The 23,214-nt window shown below is 62.5% G+C and carries 18 protein-coding genes; 10 read left to right on the forward strand and 8 right to left on the reverse strand.

Annotated elements, in window-relative coordinates:
- The first annotated feature begins 32 nt into the window (after positions 1-32).
- The 8 genes from KDW95_RS05810 (at position 33) to KDW95_RS05845 (ending at position 8,205) form a co-directional block, all read left to right on the forward strand.
- Positions 33-1,025: an ABC transporter ATP-binding protein gene (locus KDW95_RS05810; protein ID WP_255855340.1), complete on the forward strand. Its 993-nt coding sequence runs from the start codon at positions 33-35 to the stop codon at positions 1,023-1,025.
- Complete coding sequence (locus KDW95_RS05815) at positions 1,022-2,044, forward strand: ABC transporter ATP-binding protein (RefSeq protein ID WP_255855341.1); 1,023 nt, start codon at positions 1,022-1,024, stop codon at positions 2,042-2,044. The genes KDW95_RS05810 and KDW95_RS05815 overlap by 4 nt, the downstream gene beginning before the upstream one ends.
- A complete protein-coding gene (locus tag KDW95_RS05820; RefSeq protein WP_255855342.1) occupies positions 2,044-2,976 on the forward strand; it encodes an ABC transporter permease in 933 nt (310 codons plus the stop codon). The genes KDW95_RS05815 and KDW95_RS05820 overlap by 1 nt, the downstream gene beginning before the upstream one ends.
- 1 nt (position 2,977) lies before the next feature.
- Entirely contained in the window at positions 2,978-3,844 is an 867-nt protein-coding gene (locus KDW95_RS05825) for an ABC transporter permease (protein WP_255855343.1), read from the forward strand.
- Between the two features lie 50 nt (positions 3,845-3,894).
- Positions 3,895-4,677, forward strand: a complete 783-nt coding sequence (gene hisN, locus KDW95_RS05830; protein WP_255855344.1) for a histidinol-phosphatase — start codon at positions 3,895-3,897, stop codon at positions 4,675-4,677.
- 118 nt (positions 4,678-4,795) lie between these two features.
- Positions 4,796-5,455 carry a DUF47 domain-containing protein gene (locus tag KDW95_RS05835; RefSeq protein ID WP_255855345.1) on the forward strand — a complete coding sequence of 220 codons (660 nt, stop codon included), beginning with the start codon at positions 4,796-4,798 and terminating at the stop codon, positions 5,453-5,455.
- An 11-nt stretch (positions 5,456-5,466) separates the two neighbouring features.
- Entirely contained in the window at positions 5,467-6,942 is a 1,476-nt protein-coding gene (locus KDW95_RS05840; protein ID WP_255855346.1) for an inorganic phosphate transporter, read from the forward strand.
- Positions 6,943-6,984: 42 nt separating this feature from the next.
- Entirely contained in the window at positions 6,985-8,205 is a 1,221-nt protein-coding gene (locus KDW95_RS05845; protein ID WP_255855347.1) for an extracellular solute-binding protein, read from the forward strand.
- A 31-nt stretch (positions 8,206-8,236) separates the two neighbouring features.
- On the opposite strand, the gene KDW95_RS05850 is transcribed toward KDW95_RS05845, so the two are convergent.
- The 3 genes from KDW95_RS05850 to KDW95_RS05860 form a co-directional block, all read right to left on the reverse strand.
- Complete coding sequence (locus KDW95_RS05850) at positions 8,237-8,962, reverse strand: GntR family transcriptional regulator (protein WP_255855348.1); 726 nt, start codon at positions 8,960-8,962, stop codon at positions 8,237-8,239.
- A 70-nt stretch (positions 8,963-9,032) separates the two neighbouring features.
- Positions 9,033-10,025: a Vgb family protein gene (locus KDW95_RS05855; RefSeq protein ID WP_255855349.1), complete on the reverse strand. Its 993-nt coding sequence runs from the start codon at positions 10,023-10,025 to the stop codon at positions 9,033-9,035.
- A gap of 38 nt (positions 10,026-10,063) precedes the next feature.
- Positions 10,064-10,531: a VOC family protein gene (locus KDW95_RS05860; protein WP_255855350.1), complete on the reverse strand. Its 468-nt coding sequence runs from the start codon at positions 10,529-10,531 to the stop codon at positions 10,064-10,066.
- A 180-nt stretch (positions 10,532-10,711) separates the two neighbouring features.
- Here KDW95_RS05860 and KDW95_RS05865 point away from each other — a divergent pair, with 180 nt between their 5' ends.
- Together KDW95_RS05865 and ptsP are read left to right on the forward strand one after the other, a co-directional pair.
- Complete coding sequence (locus tag KDW95_RS05865; protein WP_255855351.1) at positions 10,712-11,770, forward strand: PA0069 family radical SAM protein; 1,059 nt, start codon at positions 10,712-10,714, stop codon at positions 11,768-11,770.
- Between the two features lie 104 nt (positions 11,771-11,874).
- Positions 11,875-14,241, forward strand: coding sequence for a phosphoenolpyruvate--protein phosphotransferase (gene ptsP, locus KDW95_RS05870; RefSeq protein WP_255855352.1), 2,367 nt, complete (start codon positions 11,875-11,877; stop codon positions 14,239-14,241).
- 24 nt (positions 14,242-14,265) lie between these two features.
- Here the strand turns inward: ptsP and KDW95_RS05875 are convergent, their stop codons facing one another.
- The 5 genes from KDW95_RS05875 to KDW95_RS05895 all read right to left on the reverse strand — a co-directional run bounded on the left by KDW95_RS05875 (position 14,266) and on the right by KDW95_RS05895 (position 23,145).
- Complete coding sequence (locus tag KDW95_RS05875) at positions 14,266-14,547, reverse strand: response regulator transcription factor (RefSeq protein ID WP_255855353.1); 282 nt, start codon at positions 14,545-14,547, stop codon at positions 14,266-14,268.
- A gap of 200 nt (positions 14,548-14,747) precedes the next feature.
- Positions 14,748-16,277 (reverse strand): Na+/H+ antiporter NhaC, encoded by a 1,530-nt coding sequence (gene nhaC, locus KDW95_RS05880; RefSeq protein ID WP_255855354.1) that lies wholly within the window; start codon positions 16,275-16,277, stop codon positions 14,748-14,750.
- A 287-nt stretch (positions 16,278-16,564) separates the two neighbouring features.
- Positions 16,565-18,787: an acyl-CoA dehydrogenase gene (locus KDW95_RS05885; protein WP_255855355.1), complete on the reverse strand. Its 2,223-nt coding sequence runs from the start codon at positions 18,785-18,787 to the stop codon at positions 16,565-16,567.
- Between the two features lie 133 nt (positions 18,788-18,920).
- Positions 18,921-20,129 (reverse strand): L-2-hydroxyglutarate oxidase, encoded by a 1,209-nt coding sequence (gene lhgO, locus KDW95_RS05890; protein WP_255855356.1) that lies wholly within the window; start codon positions 20,127-20,129, stop codon positions 18,921-18,923.
- 877 nt (positions 20,130-21,006) lie between these two features.
- Complete coding sequence (locus KDW95_RS05895; protein WP_255855357.1) at positions 21,007-23,145, reverse strand: TRAP transporter permease; 2,139 nt, start codon at positions 23,143-23,145, stop codon at positions 21,007-21,009.
- Positions 23,146-23,214: the final 69 nt, after the last annotated feature.

The following is a 23,214-nucleotide window of genomic DNA, read 5'->3' on the forward strand; positions in this document are numbered from 1 at the left end:
TACCCGCCCCTTCAACCGTATCAGGAGTTGTTATGCAACCCTTGCTGGAAACCCGAGACCTGCATGTCTCTTTCGTGACGGACGACACCGCCACCCAGGTGGTGCGCGGCATCGACCTGAACGTCGGTCGGGGCGAGATTATCGGCCTGGTGGGCGAGAGCGGCAGTGGCAAGAGCGTCACCTGCATGGCCGCAATGGGCCTGCTGGATGGCAACGCCCGCCTTGATGGAGAAATCCGCTGGAACGGCGAACGGCTGCACAGCCAGGACGACACCGCCATGAGCGCCCTGCGCGGCAAGGCGCTGGCGATGATTTTCCAGGATCCGATGAGTGCGCTGAACCCGGTGCAGACCCTTGGCAAACAGCTCTACGAAGCCATCCAGCTGCACAGCACCCGGCGACTTGGCCGCAGCGAACTGAAACAGCGCGCCATCCAACTGCTCAGCGATGTCGGCGTACCGGCGCCCGAACAGCGCCTCAAGGCCTACCCGCACCAGCTATCGGGCGGCCTGAACCAGCGCCTGGTGATCGCCATGATGCTGGCGGGCGACCCCAGCCTGCTGATCGCCGACGAGCCGACCACGGCACTGGATGTCACGGTCCAGGCCCAGATCATCGACCTGCTGCGCAGGCTGCGCGACCAGCGTGGCATGTCCATTATCCTGGTGACGCACGACCTGGGCGTTGTGGCACAAAGCTGCGACCGGGTGCTGGTGATGTACTGCGGGCGTGTCGTCGAAAGCGGCCCGGTCAGGGCGGTATTTAACAATGCGCGCCACCCCTATACCCGCGGCCTGCTGGCATCGCTCCCCAGCATCGACAGCAGCGACGTTGCCCTGACCCCGATCCCGGGCGTCGTGCCGCAACCCGACGCCTTCGGCGAAGGTTGTGCCTTTGCGCCGCGCTGTCCGCAGGCGTCCGAGCGCTGCTACCGCGAGTCACCGGCCGCGCAGCACAGCCCGGACCCACATCGATTTAGCTGCTTCTTCCCCCTGCCCCTGCAACAGAGCCGAGCACCGTCATGATGAACAGGATAGTCACGCCCGATGCCCCCTCAGCGCCACTGCTCAGGGTGCGCAACCTGCACTGTACCTTCAAGAGCAACAAGCCCGGTCGTCTGTTCGGGCCTCGGCCGCTCATTCATGCGGTCAATGGCGTCAGTTTCGATATTCAGCCCGGCGAAGCCTTCGGCGTGGTCGGCGAGAGCGGTTGCGGCAAATCCACCACCGCCAAGCTGGTACTCAACATGGCCAGGGCCAGCGAGGGCTCGGTGCAGTACCGCGGCCAGGAGCTGATCGGCCTGTCCGATGCGCAATGGAAGCCGCTGCGCCAGAAGTTGCAGTACGTCTTCCAGGATCCCCTGGGCGCACTGGATCCGCGCATGCAGGTACTGGATCAGGTGATCGAACCCCTGACCATTCACCAGCTGCACGATGGCACCCGGCGCCGCCGTATCGCCGAGGAACTGCTACAGAGTGTCGGCCTGCAGTCCGGCCAGCTGCACAAGTACCCGCACGAACTCAGCGGCGGTCAGCGCCAGCGCGTGGTGCTGGCCCGGGCCCTGATACTCAAACCCGAACTGCTGATCTGCGACGAGCCTATCTCGGCGCTCGATGTGTCTATCCAGGCACAGGTCGTCAACCTGCTGCAGCAGTTGCGCCGCGACATGGGGCTGACACTGCTCTTTATCAGCCACGACCTCTCGGTGGTGCGCCACCTGTGTGACCGCGTGGCGGTGATGTACCTCGGCCAGATCGTCGAGATGGGGCCGGCCCGGCAACTCTTTTCCGCGCCCCGCCACCCCTATACCCAGGCACTGATTTCAGCCATCCCCAAGGCGGACCCCAGCGCCCGGCGCGATCACATCAGCCTCACCGGCGAGCCCCCAAGCCCGGCCGACCCGCCCGCTGGCTGCCGCTTTCACCCCCGCTGCCGCCTGGCCACCGAGCGCTGTCGCCAGCACATGCCGGAGCTGCGCGTGGATGGCGGGCACCACGCGGTGGCCTGCTTTGAAGCCCGGATTCCGGTCGAGGAGGTGGCCTGATGAACATGCTCTATGCACTGCAAAAACTGGCGCGGGCACTGCTCACGGTGCTGCTGATCGTGAGCACGGTCTTTTTCGTGCTGCGACTGTCCGGCGACCCTGCGGTCTATGTGCTGGGGCTGGAAGCCGATCCCCGGGCGCTGGATGCGTTTCGCCAGCAGTGGGGGCTGGATTTGCCGATCTGGCAGCAGTATCTGCATTTTCTCGGCAACTGCCTGCAGGGCGATTTCGGCTACTCCTATTTCGAAGAGCGCGATGCCATGACTGCGGTACTCGAGCGCCTGCCCAAAACGCTGCAGCTGATGGGCGTTACCGGGCTGTGCACGCTGCTGATTGGGGTGCCGGCAGGGATCTACGCGGCGCTGCACCGCAACAGCTGGATTGACCGCCTGACCATGCTGGTGTCGGTCGCCGGTTTCAGCCTGCCGAACTTCGTGCTCGGTATCTTCCTGATCCTGCTGTTTTCGGTCACCTGGCAGCTGCTGCCCACCAGCGGCAGCGGCAGCTGGCAGCACTTTGTGATGCCGGTGCTGACAATGACCGTGGCGGAAGCCGCCATCTTCGCCCGCTTTACCCGCTCGGCGATGCTCGAGGTGCTGCACCAGCCCTACATGCGAACCGCCAGGGCCAAGGGCCTGCGCTGGCCTCAGGCGGTATGCCGGCATGCACTGCCCAATGCCGCCATACCACTGATCACCGTGGTGGGCTTCTTTGTCGGCACCCTGGTCGCCGGCGGTGTGGTGACCGAAAGCCTCTTTGCCTGGCCGGGCCTGGGCCGGCTGCTGGTCAGCTCGGTGGCCAACCGGGACCTGGCCGTGGTGCAGATCATCGTCATGCTGATCGCCTGCTCCATGGTCCTCACCAACCTGGTAATCGATTTGCTGTATGGCTGGCTCGACCCCCGCGTCGGCAGCCTGAGAACGGGAGACTGAGATGACAACACTGACAGCAACGCCGCTACAGACCCGCCGCCGCATGCGCCTGCCACTGCTGATCTGGCTTTCCATCGCCTGGCTGGCCCTGATGGTACTGGTCTCGGTCACCGGCGACCTCTGGCTCCCCTACGACTACCAGGCGATCGACCTGCGCGCCCGGCTGCAGCCGCCGGTCTGGCTCGCAGAGGGCAGCTGGAGCCACCTGCTGGGCACCGACCACCTGGGGCGTGATGTGCTGAGCCGGCTGGTGATTTCCGTCCAGGTCAGCCTGCTGGTCGCACTGATCGGCACCCTGATCGGCGCCCTGTTCGGTACCCTGGTCGGTCTGCTGGCAGCCCATTTCCGCGGTTGGGTGGATGACCTGGTCATGATCGCCATCGACTACCAGGCATCGATCCCTTTCATGATCCTGGCACTGGCGGTGGTTGCCTTTTTCAGCAACAGCCTGATGCTGTTCATCCTGCTGATGGGAATCTTCGGCTGGGAGCGCTATGCCCGCATCACCCGTGGCCTGGCACTGTCATCGATCCAGCGCGGTTACGCCGTTGCGGTGCGCACCCTGGGGGCTTCACCCTGGCGTATCTACGGTCGCCATATTCTGCCCAATATCGCCAATGCACTGATCGTCAACATGACGCTTAACTTCCCGCAGACCATCATGCTGGAAACCTCGCTGAGCTTCCTGGGTCTGGGCATTCAGCCGCCCATGACCAGCCTTGGCAATATGGTCGGCTTCGGTCGGGACTACCTGCTGACCGCCTGGTGGCTCGCTACCCTGCCCGCCCTGGTGATCTTTTTCACCACCCTGGCCTTCGCCCTGCTCGGCGACTGGGTGCGGGACAGGCTGGACCCCACCAGCCGCTAAGCCACCCTTGCCGCCGTTAACAAATTGAAGAATCAAGAGAGAACCGACCCATGACCGCAATGCAGCCCCATGAACTGGCCCACAAGATGGCCGACCGTGCCCGAAGCATACTGCAACCCTACTTCCGCACCCGTATCCAGGTCCAGGACAAGGCGGACACCAGCCCGGTGACCATTGCCGACCAGGAAACCGAAAGCGCACTGCGGGCGATGCTGCACACGCACTTCCCGAGCCACAACATCATCGGCGAGGAGCATGAACAGCTGCAGCAGGGGGGCGACTTTACCTGGGTTATCGATCCCATCGATGGCACCAAGAGCTTCATTTCCGGCATGCCGACTTTCGGCACCCTGATCAGCCTGCAGCAGGCCGAGGTGCCGATACTCGGCATGATCGATATCCCGATTTCCGATGAACGCTGGGTGGCGCGCCGGGGCCATGGCACCCGCTACAACGGCCAGAGTTGCCATACCTCGGCGGTCACCGAGCTGCGGGATGCCATCCTCTACTGCACCGAACCCGACCCCTTCGATAAACCTCAACTGGCGCGGTTCGAGCGGCTGGCACAGCAGGTGAAGCTGCGGCGCTTTGGCGGCGACTGTTACCTGGCCGGCCTGCTGGCCAGTGGCCATATCGACCTGCTGGTGGAGGCCAGCCTGAAGATCTACGACGTCATGGCCATGGTTACCGTGATCGAGGAGGCGGGCGGCTGCATCAGTGACTGGCACGGGCAGCCGGTGGGCGGCCCGGGCTGGGACGGCAGCCTGCTGGCATCCGCCACGGCAGCACTGCACGCCCGGGCCCTGGCCGTGCTGCAGGGCACGTCAGCCTGACAGGGTCTGTATCACACCCTCCTTGCAGTGCCGGCTTTGTGCAGCCGCGGCCCGGTGACGGTCCCGGGCCGCCGGATGACGCCGGCCCGGGACCCCGGGAGACAACCAGGAAACAATCATGAACTTCAAACTGCCGAGCCTTTTCAGCCGTACCAGCAAGGTCGAGCGCAATATCGACGACTTCTTCGACAGGGTCGTCGTGGCGGGCCTGCTGTTCCGCCAGGCCATGCAACTCTACATTGATCAGGGTATCTGCGCCGAGTTCGAAGACAAGATGGCCCGGGTGGAAGCGCTGGAGAGCGAAAGCGATCAGCTGCGCCGTGCCATCGAAACCGAGCTCTATGTCCACACCCTGATCCCGGACCTGCGTGCCGACGTGATGTCATTGCTCGAAGATGTCGATGTGCTGATCAACCTGTTCGAAGCCGGCCTGTTCAAGTTTCATATCGAGCGCCCGCAGTTCCCGGCGGCCACCCTGCCGGAACTGAACCGCCTGCTGCACACCGTATGCGAATGCGTCGAACTGCTGGTCACCGCTGCCCGGGCCTTCTTTCGCGACATCCAGGCCGTACGGGATCACAACTGCAAGGTTCAGCTGCTTGAGACCGAAGCCGACAAGCTCAGCACCGCCCTGCTGCGGCGGATTTTCAACTCCGACCTGGATATCGCCCACAAGGTCCACCTGCGCTATTTCGTGGAGCGAATAGACGAGCTGGCCAATACCGCTGAAGACATCAGTGACCGCCTCTCGATCTATGCCATTAAACGTCGCATCTAGGGTTTCGTACCATGGACCTGAGCTTTATTTTCTTTATCTCCAGCGGCCTGTTTCTCGGCTGGTCCCTGGGCGCCAACGATGCTGCCAATATCTTCGGCACCGCGGTGGGGTCGCGCATGCTGCGTTTCTCCACCGCCGCACTGGTCTGCTCGGTATTCGTGGTGCTCGGTGCCGTGATCGACGGCGCCGGAGCCGCCCGCACGCTCGGCTCCCTGGGCGGCATCAACCAGATCGCGGGCGCTTTCGCCACCGCGCTGGCCGCCGCGCTGTCGGTCTTCATGCTGGTGCGCATCGGCCTCACGGCGTCGACCACCCAGGCCATCGTCGGTGCTATCGTCGGCTGGAACTTCTTTACCGGTGCGCTTACCGACACCGATACGCTGCTGACAATTCTGGCCACCTGGGTGCTGTGCCCGCTGCTGGCCGGCCTCTTCGCCGTGCTGCTCTCCAGGGCGGTCGAGTTCGGGCTGCAGCGGTTTCAACCCCATTTGCTGACCCAGGACAGCTGGACGCGCCTGGCGCTCATCGTGACCGGGGCCTTCGGCGCCTATACCCTGGGGGCCAACAACATTGCCAATGTCATGGGCGTGTTTATCGCGGTATCGCCGTTTCAGGATCTGGACATGTCCGGTGTGCGCGTCAGCTCGACCCAGCAGCTGTTTCTGCTCGGCAGCCTGGCCATTGCCGTCGGTGTCTATACCTATTCCAAACGTGTCATGCTGACGGTCGGCTGCAAGCTGCTGCAGGTGTCGCCGGTCTCCGCCTGGATCGTTGTCGTGGCCCATTCCCTGGTCCTGTTCCTGTTCGCCTCCCAGACACTGGAACGGCAGCTGATCGACTGGGGATTGCCGTCCATTCCACTGGTCCCCGTCAGCAGCACCCAGGCCATTGTCGGTGCAGTGATCGGCATCGGCCTGCTAAAGGGCGGGCACTCCGTCAACTGGCGCCTGGTCGGACGCATCGGCTGTGGCTGGGTGGCAACCCCGGCGGTGGCCGCGCTGATCTGCACGCTCTGCCTCTTCGTGCTGCAAAACCTGCTGCACCTCAGTGTTGCCAGGCCGCAACGCTACCTGATCTCTACTGCGGTTATGGAACGACTGCAGGAGCAGGGCTTCGATGCCGCGGCGCTGCAGCCATTGAGCGCTATCGAGTACCCCTCCGCCCGCACCCTGATCACCAGCGCCCAGCGCCACCTGGTGCTTGACAATGCAGCGCAGCAAGCGCTGCTTCACGCCAGCTACCTGGGTGATTTCTTTCTCAACGCGCACAAGATCGGCAATCTCGACCGCCAGTGGTTCTCGCAGGCCCAGTGGCAGGCACTCAATGCCCTTGCCGGACACCGCTTTGAGTACCGCTGGCAGCTGGCACAGGCCCTCGCGGCCCTGACCCCGGCCTGGCGACACAGGCCCGACCGTGCGGCCAACAAGTATTTCAACCAGGATCTGCACCAAAAGCTCAGTCACCTGTACCGGATTTTCGAGTCCTGACGCGCGCCACCGGATCCTGCAATCCACAACAAGGTCATCAACATGACGATCGAGAAAAAAACTGCCGTCTCAAAACAGATCGTGCTCAACAGTACACAAGGCCCGGACGATGTCGCGGGCCCGCGGCAGCGGCTGTCTCGGCGCAGCGTTCTAAAAGGGATGGCAACGACATCGGTCATTTCCTGCATCGGCGGATTAGCACCGGCCATTATCAGCCCGCAGGCACGGGCATCGTCCGGGGAGCTGAACATACTGAGCTGGCCCGACTATATCTGGCCCGACATGATCAGATCGTTCGAAGCGAAAACCGGCATCAGGGTCCGGCTCTCCACCTATGGGGACAACAACGACGCCCTGGGCAGGCTAACTGCGGAACGGGGCAAGGGCTTCGATCTGATCTTTCCGTCGGTTACCAGCGCCGGTCATTACTACTCCCTGGACCTGCTGCAACCCCTGGCGGAAAACCGGCTTGCACTGGGCAATATCGCCCCGACAATGCTGGCGTCCTCCCTTGAACTGGGCGCGACCCATGGCGGCAAGCGCTACCTGCTGCCCTTTGCCTGGGGAACGGAAGCCATCACCTTGGACAGTGCAAGGCACGACGACCCCGACGGCGAGCTGTCCTACCTGGATCTCTGGCAGCCGGAAAATCCAGGCCCCGTCACCCTGAGGCCCAGCTCGGCCCTGATCGCCCTGGGGCTGGCGCTGGATTACAACGGCGAACTGCCCTCGGATCGCATGGCTGATGCCTATCGCAGCGAGGAGAAATATCGACAGATTCTGGACCGGGCGACGGCCTTTGCCATCAACCACAAACAGAACATCCGCAGCTACTGGCACAGCACGCCGGAAATACTGTCCGCCTTTGCGCAGGAAGGTTGTGCTATCGGTCAGACCTGGGACGGTCCGGGCCTGACCCTGTTCAGGCAGAGCAAAGGGCGCTACCGCTATCGCATGCCCAGAGAAGGCGGCCTCGCCTGGCTCGACCCGGTGGGAATTTCGGCGGGTGCCGGCAACCTGGAGCAGGCCTATGCCTTTATCAACCATCTGCTGACACCCGAGGTCGGGGCGATGATGGCAAACCAGTCAGGTTACAATTCCTGTGTTGCCGGCACAGAAGCCTACCTGCTCCCCGACGTCCGGGAGGCCTACAACGCGACCTACACCCGGGAGGCACTGGACAACCTCTGGTGGTGGCAGGTCGACCCACCGTACTGGCTCGCCGTACGCCAGGAGTATGTGAAACGCTTCATGCAAGCCTGACGCCCGCCTGAAACCCGGGATTACACCGACTTCAGCGGTCGGTATCCTTGATGGAGAAATGCAGCTCCAGCGCCTCGAAGCGCCAGAACTCGCGGTCGATCTGGATAATGCGCCCCTCACCGTCACTCTTGGTGCGCTTGATATAGAGCCCAGGTGCGCCCGTGGTGCAACCGAGCAGCTGTTGCGCCCTGCCCTCCAGGCGAACGGGCCTAATCAGCAGATCGGCCAGCGTCGGCCGGATATCGAACTCCTGCTCCCACACCTCGGTAAAGGAACGCCCTGCCAGCTTGTCAGGGTAACCGGGGGCCCGCTGGCAGTTGATCAGCACATCGTGAACAAAAATGCGGTGGCCATTAAAGGCTCCCCAGCCAAACACCCGCAGCAGCGGCGCCCCTGTATCGATGCCGAAATCGGCAGCCTGGCGGGCGTTTGCCGCGACCGTTTCCTGTTCCAGGTCCTGCCAGCTGGCGGTACCCTGTTCACGGGCCGCCCGCTGAAAACTGACATGGCCAAGGGGGTCATAGACAAAGCGGGGCTGGGCTACAAACCAGCCCTTGCGGTCGATGCGAAAGATCGCCCCCTCACTCTCCAGCGCCAGCAATGCCTGGCGTAACGACATGCGCTTGACCCCCAGGGTCTCACACAGCGCCCGTTCCGGCGGCAGCTTCTCACCGGCCTGCCACTGCTTTTGTTGCAGCGCCCGATGCAACGCCTGCCGCGCAAGGCTGGCGGATGTCTGCGTCGCCTCTGCTTCCATGACTCCAAGCTCCAAAACCGTTTCCCAAAGGCCGCAGTGTCTACTGTAAACCGCCGAATAACAATGATTCTCAGGGCCTAATGCGCACCAGCCGGTCGAGGCCGGACTCCGGCAGCCAGACTTCGCCCGGGCGACCGAGAATCTGGCGGACATTGGCACCGGGGGCACTGCCAGGATAAGCGGTAAAGCGTTCGCTTTGCGGATCGAAGCTCAGCACCGCGTTGGCGGCAAAATCACTGACCCAGACAATATCCCGGTCATCCACGTAAACGGCGTAGGCCTGGGGCCTGTCGCCTGGCAGTTTCCAGCCCGCCCAGCTGCTGTCATTGGGATTAAACCGGCTAAGGTAGCCCGAGTTCCATTCACTGACCCAGATCTGGCCAACAGTGTCGGACCAGACCCGGCGCGCGCCCTGCCCCTTGCGTGGCGGTTCGATTACCCGTGCCTCGGCATTGCTGCGATCAATGCGGGCGATATGACTGCCGGCCAGCGAGGCGTAATAGACCGCACCACCGGGTGTGGCCGCAATGCCGTAGGGGCCGCGCCCCCGGGGGGCATCATATACCTGCATGGCACCGCTGGCGGGATCCAGCCGACCATAGATACCGTTCTGTCCGGTAAACCAGAGCATGCCATCAACATCAAAAGCCGCGGTGTTGAGGTTGGTCCGCGGCCGATTCGCCGGTAGCGGGAAAAGCCTCACGGCGCCGGTCGCAGGGTCATAGCGCACGATGGCGTTCTGGCCACCGTCGGTGATCCAGGCCGCGCCGTCGGGCCCCTGGATCACGCCATGGGGGGCCGATCCCGGCCCCAGCGCGACCTCAAGCACCTCGCCCGACTCGGGCTCCAGCACACCGAGCACACCCCGGCGCTGGCCGGTATACCAGACCTTGCCATCCGGTGCCGGTGCCACATCGTGGGGCCTTGAGCCTTGCGGCGGTTGATAGACCCGCGTATCCGCCGACGCCGGTACAGCAACCAGCTGTCCCGCTATCGCCAGCGCAGCACCAGCCAATACCAGCCCCCGCAGCCAGGCATACGTACAACACTTCGCGCCATTCATGATGACCTCCCGTTATTTGTCTGCCGCCACGGTGCCTCTCAGCCTTCGCGCTCGAACATCGCTTTTGCTCGCTCGGCAATTTGCGCCTCACTCAGGTCTTCGATGTGCGTCGACAGAAACCACACATGGCCGTAGGGGTCTTTCAGGCTACCCAGCCGGTCCCCGTAGAACTGGTCCTTCACCGGGCTCAGTTCGGTGGCACCGGCCGCAATGGCCTGGGCAAAGCGCGCATCCACATCTTCCACATACAGGTGAACGCCAAAGGAGGATCCGCCCAGGGTCGCCGGGCTGTGGAAGTGGGATTCGCCACACTCGTCCGACAGCATGATGGGACTGTCGCCGATAAGGATTTCCGCGTGGCCGACACCGCCGTCCGGCATATCCAGTCGAAAGCGCTCGGTGGCACCAAACGCCTTTTTGTAAAACTCGATCGCATCGCTGGCGCCCTTGATCGCCAGGTAGGGTGTTGCCGTGTGGAAGCCCTCGGGTATCGCCTTTACGCTCATGGTCTGTACTCCTGTGAAAGTTGGGCTTACCAAAGCGTAGACAGATTCAGAACAGTGGGCGGGCCTCCCACGGATTTTTCATATAAACGCTGGAGGCCTGTGCATCCCTGGTGACGAATACTCGCACAATCGCCACAATACTGTATATTTAACCAGTATTTATTATCAGAGCATGCCGTCATGACCAAACCGCTGCAGGGGCGCGGTGCCCTGTCCAACCCCGCCAACCGATTCGCGCCGACCCGCAGTGATATCGACCCTGTGGAAGATGGCGACATGCCCGCCCGCATCGCCACGGTGCAGATCGACGAGCGTCCCAAATCGATTATCAGCCGCAACCAGTCTCCCGATGTGCCCTTCGAGCAGTCGATCAACCCCTATCGCGGTTGCGAGCACGGCTGTATCTATTGTTTTGCAAGGCCGAACCATGCTTACTGGGATCTTTCCCCCGGGATCGACTTTGAAACGCACATCATCGTCAAGCAAGGCGCGGCAGAACAGCTGGAGCGCGAATTGCGGGCGAAAAACTACCGCTGCCGGCCCATTACCCTGGGGGCCAACACCGACCCCTACCAGCCCATCGAGCAGCAAAGGCGCATCACCCGCGAGTTGCTTGAAGTACTGGCGCGCTTTCGCCACCCGTTCTCAATCATTACCAAGGGTGCTCTGATCAGCCGCGATCTGGATATCCTTGGCGCCATGGCCGAACAGCAACTCTGCTCCGTCATGATTAGCATGACCACCCTGGACCCACAGCTTAAGCGCACGCTGGAACCCCGTGCCGCCGGGCCCCGGACTCGCCTGGATGCCATTCGCCAGCTGAGCGACGCCGGTGTGCCGGTGGGGGTACTGCTGGCCCCACTGATTCCGATGATCAATGACCGCGAACTGGAGGCCATGCTCGAGGCCAGTGCCGCCGCTGGCGCCCGTTCTGCGGGCTTTGTCTTTATTCGCCTGCCGCGGGAGGTCGAAGGCCTGTTCCGGGAGTGGCTCGACTGCCACTATCCCGAGCGCGCCGGGCATGTCATGAGCCTGATCGCACAAAGCAGAAACGGCGCCGCCTACGACTGCCGCTTTGGCAGCCGCATGCGCGGTGAAGGCCTGTTCGCCGAAATGATCGCCCAGCGCTTTCGCCTGGCAACGAACAAGTTCGGCCTGCGGGCAGATCGCAGGTCTCCCCTGCGTACGGACCTGTTTTGTGTACCGCCCCGGGCCGGGGATCAGTTGCCACTGCTGTAAGGCGTGCCTGCCGATGGCCACAGCGCCTATAGTGAAGGCAATCGGAAACCTGAGTGCACGAACCGCCGCTGCAACAGGCCCCGGATTCTCCAGAAGGAGCAATCATGCCGCACAACACTGGTCCAAAAAAATCCGGCGATGCCGGCCCCGGTGCCCAGACTCCAGAGGACAATGCACGCAAGACCGTCACGTCCCTGAAAAAACTGAATGCCCTGCACCAGATTATCGAGCAAACGAGCCAGGCCAGCTCGCTGGAATCGGCCCTGCAGAGCATCGTCACCGGCGTCCGCAGCACCCTGCACACCGATGCCTGCTCGGTGTATCTGAGCGACCAGGCCCACAGCCACTACGTGCTCATGGCCAGCGAAGGCCTGAATCCGCAAAGCGTGGGGAAACTGCACCTCAAACAGAGCGCAGGCCTGGTCGGCTGGGTGGCACAGCGCCGGGCACCGGTGAATGTAAGCAACGCACCGGCCCACCCACGCTACTGTCACATCAGGAATTCTGGCGAAGAGGCCTACCACGGTTTTCTCGGGGTGCCCATTATCCATCGTCAGGAACTGCTGGGCGTACTGGTCGCACAGCAGGTGGCACAGAGCCGTTTCAAAAAGTCCGAACAGGTGTTTCTCTCGACCCTGGCCACGCAGCTGGCCGGCACCCTTGCCCTGTCTCTCAGCCAGGCGGCAACCCGCGATACGGCCCCGCCCGAGCGCCCGAGCCAGTACGAAGGCGGTGCCGGGGCACCGGGGATTGCCATGGGTACCGGCGTGCTGGTGTTTTCACCGCTGGACCTGGACCAGGTACCGGACCGGATCCTGGAGGACAGCGAGGCCGAGATCGCCGCGCTGCAGGCGGCTGTGGATGCTGTGGCGGCGGACTTCGAGCTGCTGGCCGAGCGGCTTGAACCGGGCTTGAGCGCCGAAGACCGGGCCCTGTTCCGCGCCTATGCGCTGATTGCCCGCAGCCACGAACTGTTCGAGGCCACGGTCAGCCGCATTCGCAACGGCAACTGGGCCCCCGGGGCGCTGCGCGACAGCATTCTGGAGCACGTACAGCTGTTCGAAAGCATGGATGACCCTTACCTGCGCGAACGTGCCCACGATATCCGCGACATCGGCCGGCGCCTGCTGGCCCGGCTGCTGCCAGGCGACACCCCCGCCGAAACCGATTACCCGCTGCACACCATACTTGTCGGCGACAACCTGAGCCCGGTGGATCTCACTGCCGTGCCGGCCGAGCGCCTGGCCGGCGTTATCTCCGGGCACGGCTCCAGCCTGTCCCACCTGGCGATCCTGGCCCGCTCAATGGAGGTGCCGGCCGTGATGGGCATCGCCGCCGATGTAGCGCTCAGCGACCTTGATGGCCGCAACCTGATCGTGGATGGCTACCAGGGCCGCATCTACCTGGACCCCGGCGAGTCCCTGCAAAAGGATTTCAGGCGCGTGCAGCGCCAGGAACTGAAGCTGACACAGGATTTGCAGAACCTGCGCGACCTGCCCGCCGAAACACCGGATGGCATCCGCCTGCCCCTCTATACCAACGCCGGCCTGCTGTCGGACCTGAGCCACTCCCTGGCCCGCGGCTCAGAGGGTATCGGGCTCTACCGCACCGAGTTTCCCTTTATGGTGCGCGACAGCTTTCCCACTGAAGATGAACAGTACCTGCTCTACCGCCAGGTTCTGGAGGCATTTCACCCCCGCCCCGTAACCCTGCGTACCCTGGATATCGGCGGCGACAAGGCACTGACCTACTTCCCGGTACAGGAAGCCAACCCCTACCTGGGCTGGCGTGGCATTCGCATCTCGCTGGATAACCCTGACATTTTCCTGACCCAGATTCGCGCCATGCTCAAGGCCAACGCCGGGCTTGGCAACCTGCGCCTGCTGCTGCCCATGATCAGCCGGGTGGAGGATCTGGACGAGGCCATCGTGCTGATCAACCGCGCCTGCCATGAGTTGCAGGATATGCAGGAAAATATAGTACTGCCCCCGCTGGGCGTCATGATCGAGGTGCCGGCGGCGGTCTACCAGGCCGAGGAACTGGCCCGCCGGGTGGAGTTCCTCTGTGTCGGCACCAACGATCTGACCCAGTACCTGCTCGCGGTGGATCGCAACAACGAGCGTGTGGCGCGCTGGTTCGATGCCCTGCACCCGGCGGTCATCCGGGCGCTGATTCAGGTCACAGATGCTGCCAGACTGCATGGCAAGCCGGTCTGTGTCTGTGGCGAGGCGGCGGGGGATCCCGCCGTGGCGCTGTTGCTGCTGGGGCTCGGTGTCGAGAGCCTGAGCCTGAGTGCGGGGGACCTGCCTCGCATCAAGTGGGTGATTCGCTCGTTCAGTCGCCAGAAGGGCAAGGAACTGCTGAGCCTGGCACTGAACCATGAGCAGGCTACCAGCATAAGGGCCATGCTGCTGCAGGCCCTCGCCGATGCCGGCCTGGGCGCGCTGGTGCATCCGGGGAATTCGGATTGAGCCCCGCGTTACTGTCGTACAGGCTCAAGAACTGGCCGGCAATGATTCCAGCCTTCCGTTGGCGGTGAAGAACGCTGTAAAAGGGTGGCCAGCGGGTGTTGAGAAGAATCCGCCTGCATAGTGCTCAAGGAACTGATAAAACAGCGAAAACTTCTCGGCCTGTGACGTTATGTCCAGTTCACCTTTGCAGTGTTGTCGGTGCATTTTTACGGTCGTGATGGAAATCCCCATTTTATCCACCGCCGACTGGTTCGAGTGGCCGCGCAGCAACAGGCGAATCAGCGCCGACTCCCGTTCAGTCAGCACCGAAGTACCAAATTATCGAAGGCATTCTTGAGCTGGTCGCTCATATCCGGTGACAGAGTGTCCTGGGCCTTCGTGCTCTGGCATAGCCCCTTAGGAAAGCTTCACCGCGCTTTGCCGGGGGAACGCGCGATGAACCGCAAAAAGCGGGCCGGTAATTAACCGGGCCCGCTTTGCGTAGCACCTTTCAGGCTTTCAACACATCAAGCCCTGGCCGGTGTTTCTCGCTGTGCCGTTGACGCTGGGGCCGGCGCCAAACGCCCCTCTCCATCAGCGTCGTGCAGGATAATTTCGGACGCATCACTCCAGCGCTGGCGCTCGGCGTTCGTGGCCCTGGGCGTAAACCAGCCCAGGTAGCCGTAAGCGATGCCCAGCAAGGGCGACAGCCAGCAGGCAAACGCCAGCGGGATATAGAGCAGGTTTTCGATCTGGCCATCACTGATACCCAAGCCCAGCGCCGTGATCACGAAAGCACCACCGGCATTCCAGGGCACCAGCGGAGACACCAGGGTGCCGCCTTCTTCCACCGCCCGGGACAGGTTCAGAGTCGAATAGCCCTTGCCCCGGTACGCCGGCGCAAACATCCGCCCCGGCAGCGCGATGGACAGGTAGGGGTCGCCCGCCACCAGGTTGGTCGCCACCGCCGTGCCGGTTGCCGCCGCCTGCAGGCTGCCAAAGCGCCGGGTTCGACGCAAAATGTTGGTAATGATGACTTCCAGACAGCGGGTTTTCTCCAGCGCACCGCCAAAGCCCAGCGCAATCATCACCAGGGTAATGACCCAGGTCATGGACTGGATACCGCCGCGGTTCAGCAGACTGTCGATCTCGCTGACCCCGGTTTCGAGCTTGTAGCCGCTTTGCATAAAGCTGAAGACATCATGCAGACTCTGCCCCTGCATCACCATCGCGAGCGCGGCCCCCACCAGCGCTCCAGCAAACAGTGACGGCAGGGCCGGCATCTTCAGTACGGCCAGGCCAATGACCAGAATGGCCGGGATCAACAGCACCCAGGACAGCTCAAAGTTCTGCGCCAGGGTGGTGGTAATCAGCTCGATCTTGCTGAAATCCACCGTCTCGCTGGCGATCACGTTAAAGCCCACCACCAGGTAGATCACGAAGGCGATCAGCATCGCCGGCACCGTGGTGGGCAGCATGTTGCGGATATGATCGAACAGGTTAACCCCGGTCACGGCCGGCGCCAGATTGGTGGTATCGGACAGCGGCGACACCTTGTCGCCGAAGAAGGCGCCGGATACCACCGCGCCTGCGGTCCAGTACATCGGAATTTCAAAACCGGCACCAATCCCCATCAGCGCAAGCCCCACGGTTCCAGTGGTCCCCCAGGACGTACCCAGGGACACCGACACCACCGCACAGAGCAGCATGCCGGCGGCCAGGAAGATCTCCGGCGTCAGTGCCTGCAGGCCGTAGTAAATCAGCAGCGGCACGGTGCCACTGGCGATCCAGACACCCACGATCATGCCAACGGTCATCAGAATGGCGATAGACGGCAACCCCACCCGCACCACGTGCAGAATGCCCTCTTCCATTTCCTGCCAGCGATAGCCCTGCATCCAGCCGATGGATGCCGTGATCGCCAGCCCGATGGCCAGGGGGATGTGGGGCGTAAAATCGCCGAAGTAAAACAGCTGCACGCCCAGCACCAGCAGCGTGAGAACGATGGGTAACAACGCAAGCACAAGGCCTGGTCGAGGTTTATTGTTATCGGTCATTCACCTTTCCTCTCAGTGTAAGGCCAGGAGCCAGGGCGACAGCAGCGTGCCCCCTCTCCCACAGCGCCCTGCATCTCGCAGGACTGAAAGACAGGCTAACAAGCGGTTGTAAATGCCATACGGGATGAATGTTCGAAGTTGTAAATCAGAAATCAACGGGCTGTTTACATTTATAAACATGCAGCGCCCCTGTGCACGTATCAGTCCACAGAGACAGAATGCACAGAGACATAAGGCACAGCGACAGGGCGCTTTTTTAGATCAGCCAAGGGCTGGCGCGACGAAATTCACAGCTCGGAAAACCGGTCGACCTCAACCGCCCGGGCAATCGCCTCATCGGCCTGTTGCAGCGCTGTGGCTTCGTCCGGGGTAATCAACGCCTGTTGCAGGGCGTCCTCGATGGAATCGACATCGACGCGGCGCAGCCGTGCCCGCAGGGGTTCCGTTGCCACCACCTGCTCGAAGGCCTGCTCCACAAGGTCCACGCCCTCCCCCGGATTGCCGGCAAAGACGCCCTGGGTAAGGCGATCGCGCACCGGCCCCGGTGTCAGCAGGCGCTCGGCACAGGCCGAGATCAGGGCATCGGATGGGCCCGATGCCCAGCGCCCGACCGGGAACACGGTCAGGCGCAGCAACCAGGAGAGCGGCCGGGACGGGAAATTATCGATTACTTCGTGCAAAGACTGCTCGATACGCACCAGGCCGCGCTGCATGCAGGTATCGAGCAGCACGCGATCGTCCCTGGGGCGACCGTCATCCTCGAAGCGCTTGAGGGCACAACTGAGCAGAAACAGCTCACCCAGCACATCGCCGAGCCGGCCGGACAGCATTTCCCGGCGCTTGAGATCGCCGCCCAAAGACAGCAGGGACACTTCAGTCATCCAGGTCAGGGCCGCCGAAAAGCGGCTGAGCCTGCGGTAGTGCAGCGACAGTTCGGCGCCATCCAGCGGTGCCGAGGCAAGATACCCCAGGGTCGCCCCGTGAAAGAGGCTTCGCAGCAGCGTTTTGGCGGCAAACCCAGCGTGGCGCAGCAGCAGCGGGTCAAATGCCGCCACCGCCGCCGCCTCATCGGGCTCCGTTGCCGCCTGCATTTCATCCAGCAGGTAGGGATGACAGCGCACCGCCCCCTGGCCAAACACGATGAGGCTGCGGGTGAGGATATTGGCGCCCTCCACCGTGATCGCCACCGGAATGGCGCGGTAGACATTGCCCAGGTAGTTCAGCGGCCCGTCACACACGGCCTTGCCGCCGTGGATATCCATGGCATCGTTGACGATCTCGCGCATGCGTGCGGTGGCCTGCACCTTGAGAATGGCGGACACCACCGCCGGCACCCTGCCCTGGTCCAGCGCCTGGGTGGTGGCCAGGCGCGCTGCATCAATCAGGTACAGGCTGCTGGCCATGCGCCCCAGGGCTTCCTGCACACCTTCGAAGTGGCCCACCGGCACACCGAACTGGTATCGCACCCGGGCATAGGCACCGGTGGTGCGTGCCGCCAGCTTGCCGGCCCCAACACTCAGTGAAGGCAGGGATATGCTGCGCCCGGTGGCCAGCGCACTCATCAGCATCTTCCAGCCCTGGCCGACACAGGCCTGGCCACCCAGCACCCAATCCATGGGCATGAACACGTCCCTCCCCTCGTTGGGACCATTGAGAAACGCCTGCAGCGCTGGATAATGCCGCTCGCCAATATGGACACCCGGGGTGTCGGTGGGCACCAGCGCCACGGTAATGCCCAGGGATTCGACCTCGCCCAGCAGATGATCGGGATCGTACAGTTTGAAAGCCAGCCCCATCAGGGTCGCCACCGGCCCCAGGGTGATATAGCGCTTGCCCCAGTTGACCCGCATGCCGAGCACCTGCTCGCCGTTGTGATCGCCGTAGCAGACCACGCCGCTATCGGTCATGGCAGCGGCATCGGAGCCCGCCTCGGGGCTGGTGAGGGCAAAACAGGGTATCTCGCGACCATCGGCAAGGCGCGGCAGGTAGTACTGCTGTTGCGCCTCGGTGCCGTGGTGCAGCAGTAGCTCGCCGGGCCCTAAAGAGTTGGGCACCATGACGGTGACCGCCACGGCGGTACTGCGGGTGGAGATACGCATCACCACGGCAGAATGGGCCGAGGCCGAAAAGCCGAGCCCGCCGTACTTTTTGGGGATGATCATGCCGAAAAAGCGCTGCTCGCGCAGAAAAGCCCAGATGGCTTCGGGCACCGCACGCTGTTCCACGCTGATATCCCAGTCATCGATCAGGGCGCAGAGCTGTTGCACCGGCCCATCCAGGAAAGCCTGCTCCTCCTCGCTCAAGCGCGGCGTACCGGCGGACAGTAACTCTGACCAGTCGGGCTTGCCGGACAACAGTTGCGCGTCCCACCAGAGCCCGCCGGCTTCCAGCGCCTCGCGCTCGGTATCCGATATGGGTGGCAGCAACGCACGGATGCGCCGCAGCACAGGCCCACTGATATAGCGCCGGCGCCATCGTCCGATCAGATTACCTGCGTCTTTGTCACCCATGGCCCGTCCCCTGCGATCGAATGATCAGCAAAGCATAGACGCAATTCACGGCCATCTGGGGCGTTGACGGTATACAGATACCGCATCAAACCGCAGCCTTAAGGCTTAAGGCTTAAGGCTTAAGGCTTAAGGCTTAAACCTTCTCTACCAGACCTTTTAGCTGTGTGACGATGTGGGCGCCAATGGGAATGGCCGAGGTGGCCGCCGGTGAGGGTGCATTGCATACCACCAGTGCCCGCCGGGTGCTGACGAACAGGAAGTCATCCACCAGGGCGCCATCGGGGGTCACGGCCTGGGCACGAATGCCCGCCGGGTACGGGGTCAGATCCTCTACACGCAGTTGCGGGCAGTACTTCTGTACCAGCCTGAGATAACCGCGCTTGCTGAGCGAGTTGCGAAATTCCGCGAGGCTGGCCCTAAAGTTTTTCAGCAGCACCCGGCGCAGTCCCGAATAACACAGCATCTCCAGCGAATCCCGCAGGCTGATATCGGTCTTGCGGTAGCCCTCGCGCTTGAACGCCAGCACCGCATTGGGACCCACCGTCACGGTGCCATCGATCATGCGGGTCAGGTGCACGCCGAGAAACGGCAGATCCGGGTCCGGGATCGGGTAGATCAGGTGGTTGACGATACGGTTGTGCTCAGGGGGCAGCAAAAAGTACTCGCCGCGAAACGGCAGTATCCTGAAGCTCGGTTCCAGCCCCAGCAGACGCACCACGCGGTCCGCCATGAGTCCTGCGCAGGCGACCAGGTAACGCCCCCTGAAAGTGCCGCCCGAGGTGTTCACCTCCACACCGTCGGCACGCTCATCGATGGCGGTCACCTCGGTGGCGAATTTCAGGGTACCGCCGGCCGCTTGCACCAGCTTGCCCATCTGCACGGTAATCTCAGTGAAACTCACAATACCGGTGGACGGCACAAAAATCGCGCCCACGCCTCTGATATTGGGTTCGCGCTTTTTAAGCTGCGTCTCGGACAGCACCTCGACCTCAATACCGTTTTCCTCGCAGCGGGACACCAGCGCCTGCATGCGCCGGTACTCGGCCTCGTTGGTGGCGACCAGCAGCTTGCCGCAGTTGTCGTACTTGATGCCGTATTCATCACAGAACGCCCGGGTGGCGGCATTACCCTCTCGACAAAACCGGGCCTTGAGGCTGCCGGGCTTGTAATAGACGCCAGCGTGGATCACGCCGGAGTTGTGCCCGGTCTGATGCTGGGCAGGTCCGCGTTCCTTTTCGATCACCAGCACGGATTGGCCGGGGTAGGCTTGCTGTAATTGCCAGGCGGTAGACATGCCGAGGATACCGCCGCCGATCACGATAAAGTCATAGTTATTGTTCATGCATTGCCCTGCGTCTGGGTAAAAAGTCCTGCTGCGATTGTGTCAAACCCTGCTCCAACACATCCCTGTGCCGACAGGATCTTAAGGATATCTTTGCGTAATCTGAGCTGCGCCGTTCCTCGGCTTAGGCATCCTGCGTTGCTCTACCTCCTACATCCCTGTAGTTGTGTGCATCCATGCACCCACGGCGTACCGTTCATCCTGAACATAAACCCTGCTCCTGCACATCCCTGTGCCCGCAGGATGACCGCCAGGGAGGGCGGAAATACTGAAAACGCAAGGGCGGTATTTCAGTGACGTACATCCTAGGACACCTCGAAAAACCTACTGCGCGACTCATATGCTGCGTTGCGCGGTGCTGGTGCGCCAGCCCGGTAGGAATCCTCATGTATGCCCTATACATTGCGGCTCCTGCGCGCCGTGCGCCTTGCCTCTAAGCCTGCTCGTTACGGTTTATCGAGGTGCCCCCTGTACAAACCCCTGCTCCTGCACATCCCTGTGCCCGCAGGATGACCGCCAGGGAGGGCGGAAATACTGAAAACGCAAGGGCGGTATTTCAGTGACATACATCCTAGGACACCTCGAAAAACCTACTGCGCGACTCATATGCTGCGTTGCGCGGTGCTCGGAATCCTCATGTATGCCCTATACATTGCGGCTCCTGCGCGCCGTGCGCCTTGCCTCTAAGCCTGCTCGTTACGGTTTATCGAGGTGCCCCCTGTACAAACCCTGCTCCTGCACATCCCTGTGCCCGCAGGATGACCGCCAGGGAGGGCGGAAATACTGAAAACGCAGGAGCGGTGTTTCAGTGACGTACATCCTTGTACAGAAAGGCCGGGTTACTGGGAACCCGGCCTTGATCGTTCAGCTGTGCGTCTTAGCTGGCTACAGCGCTCGCGGCGATACCACGGCGGCTGTAAATAAAGAGCGCGACAAATACCGCCAGGCCCGCCAGATCCACCGACCACAGCTCATGGGGCCAGAGCATGGCAACACCGGCGGCACCGCACACCAGGCGCAACGGCAGGTTCAGCCTGCTTTCCAGGTAGCCTTCCATAAAGCCCACGAAGGCATAGAGACCAAAGAGTGCAAACACGAACACCCGCAGCACTTCTTCCGCCGAGCCCCCGATCAGGTTGGTGTAGCCAAACAGCAGCGGCACTACATACAGACCCTTGGCAATCTTCCAGGCCGTGAAGCCGGTCGCCATCGGCGGCGTCTTGGCAATGGCCGCCGCTGCAAAGGCCGTGAGGCACACCGGCGGCGTGACGTTGGAATCCTGCGACAGCCAGAAGATGATCATGTGCGCCGACAGCAGTGCCATCGAGAGCACCACCGGGTCCACCGCCTGGGTCATCAACTGCCCCATGAAATCCGGCGGTACCAGCTCCAGCAGCGCCCTGGCATCGACCTCGGACATGGGGGACGCCAGCAGCGCCACCTTCTCCGGGTCCACCAGCATGAAGATCATGCGCGCCGCTTCCGGCAGGCCACCGCTGACCATCAGTTCGATCAGCTTGATCTCGGCGATCAGGTTGTACAGCGCCGGCGCCGACAGCGTTGCCAGCACGATATAGGCTGCGGTGACCGGCAGCCCCATGCCCAGCACCAGGGAGGCCAGGCCCACCAGCAGGATGGTGATCAGCAGGCTGCCACCGGCCCAGTCGGCAATCATCAGCGAGAAGGTATTGCCGATACCGGTCATGGCCACCACGTTAACCACCAGGCCCACGGCGACCAGCAGCATGGCGGTGGTCGCCATGTTACGCGCCCCCTGAGCCAGGGCATCAAACACCGCCTTGGGCCCCATCGGGTTCTTCGACAACCAGGAGGCGACCACCACGGAAATAATCGAGATGCCGGCGGCATAGGTCGGCGTGAAGCCGTAGATCAGCAGCCCCACCAGTACCGCGAGCGGCAGCAGGAAGTGCCAGCCTTCCTTCAGCACGTCTTTCAGCGGGCGGGTATCCAGCTCAACGGAGTGGGCATGGCTGCGCATGGCCTCGACCCGCACATAGAAACCCACCGACATGAAGTACAGCAGTGCCGGCAGCGCCGCCATGCCGACGATCTCGACATAGGGAATCTGGGTATAGGACGCCATGATAAAGGCACCCGCGCCCATGACCGGCGGCATCAGCTGTCCACCGGTGGAGGCTGCGGCCTCGACACCAGCGGCAAAGCGTGCCGGAAAGCCTGCCCGGCGCATCAGCGGGATGGTGATCACCCCGGTGGAAACCGTGTTGGCCACGGAGGAACCCGAGACTGACCCCATCAGGCCGGAACCCAGCACCGCCACGAAGCCCGGGCCACCGACAAAACGGCCGGCGGCACAGCGGGACAGCTCGATAATGAAATCACCGGCGCCGGAGCGTACCAGAAAGGCACCGAACAGGATGAACATGAAGACAAAGGTCCATGAAATGCGGGCTATGGAGCCGAACATGCCATCGGAGCCGAAATAGGAGCGGTACAGCAGGGTTTCAAGACTCAGGCCGGCAAAGCCGAACATGCCGCCGATATAGGGCCCCCACCAGAATACATAGGTCAGCGCCACCACGATCAGGCTGGGAATAAACCAGCCGGTGGTGCGCCGTGCCATTTCCAGGGCGATAGCGATCGCCAGCAGCGAAAATACCCAGTCGGTCGTGACAAACTCGACGCCGCGATCATAGAGGGCATCCTCAAAACCGATCAGGTAGAGCGCACAGGCGATTGCCGCCAGGCCCACCAGGATGTCGAGCAGCAGCACGGTCCGCTGACCGGCACGCGTCTGACTTTTGAGGCCGGGCACCATCAGCGCACAGATCAGCGCAAAGCCGCCGAAATGGATGGCCGAAACGTAAAGCTCGGACCAGGTACCCAGGGTATTGAAATAGATATGGGTCAGCGAAAACAGTACGCCGATCCAGTAAACGAAACGGCCGACGCTGGATTCGGCAGGACGCTGAGCCAGCTCGAGGCTCTTGAGTTTGTCCGCGGTTTCCTGATCGGTATCCGGGGTTGCTGTGCTCATAGGGAATATCCGTGGGCTATCAACAAATAAAGAGGGTCTGCCGCAGGGCTGCGCCTGCGACAGGGATCA

Origin of the sequence: Marinobacterium rhizophilum, from assembly GCF_024397915.1 — a bacterium.
GTDB classification, from domain to species: Bacteria; Pseudomonadota; Gammaproteobacteria; order Pseudomonadales; family Balneatricaceae; genus Marinobacterium_A; species Marinobacterium_A rhizophilum_A.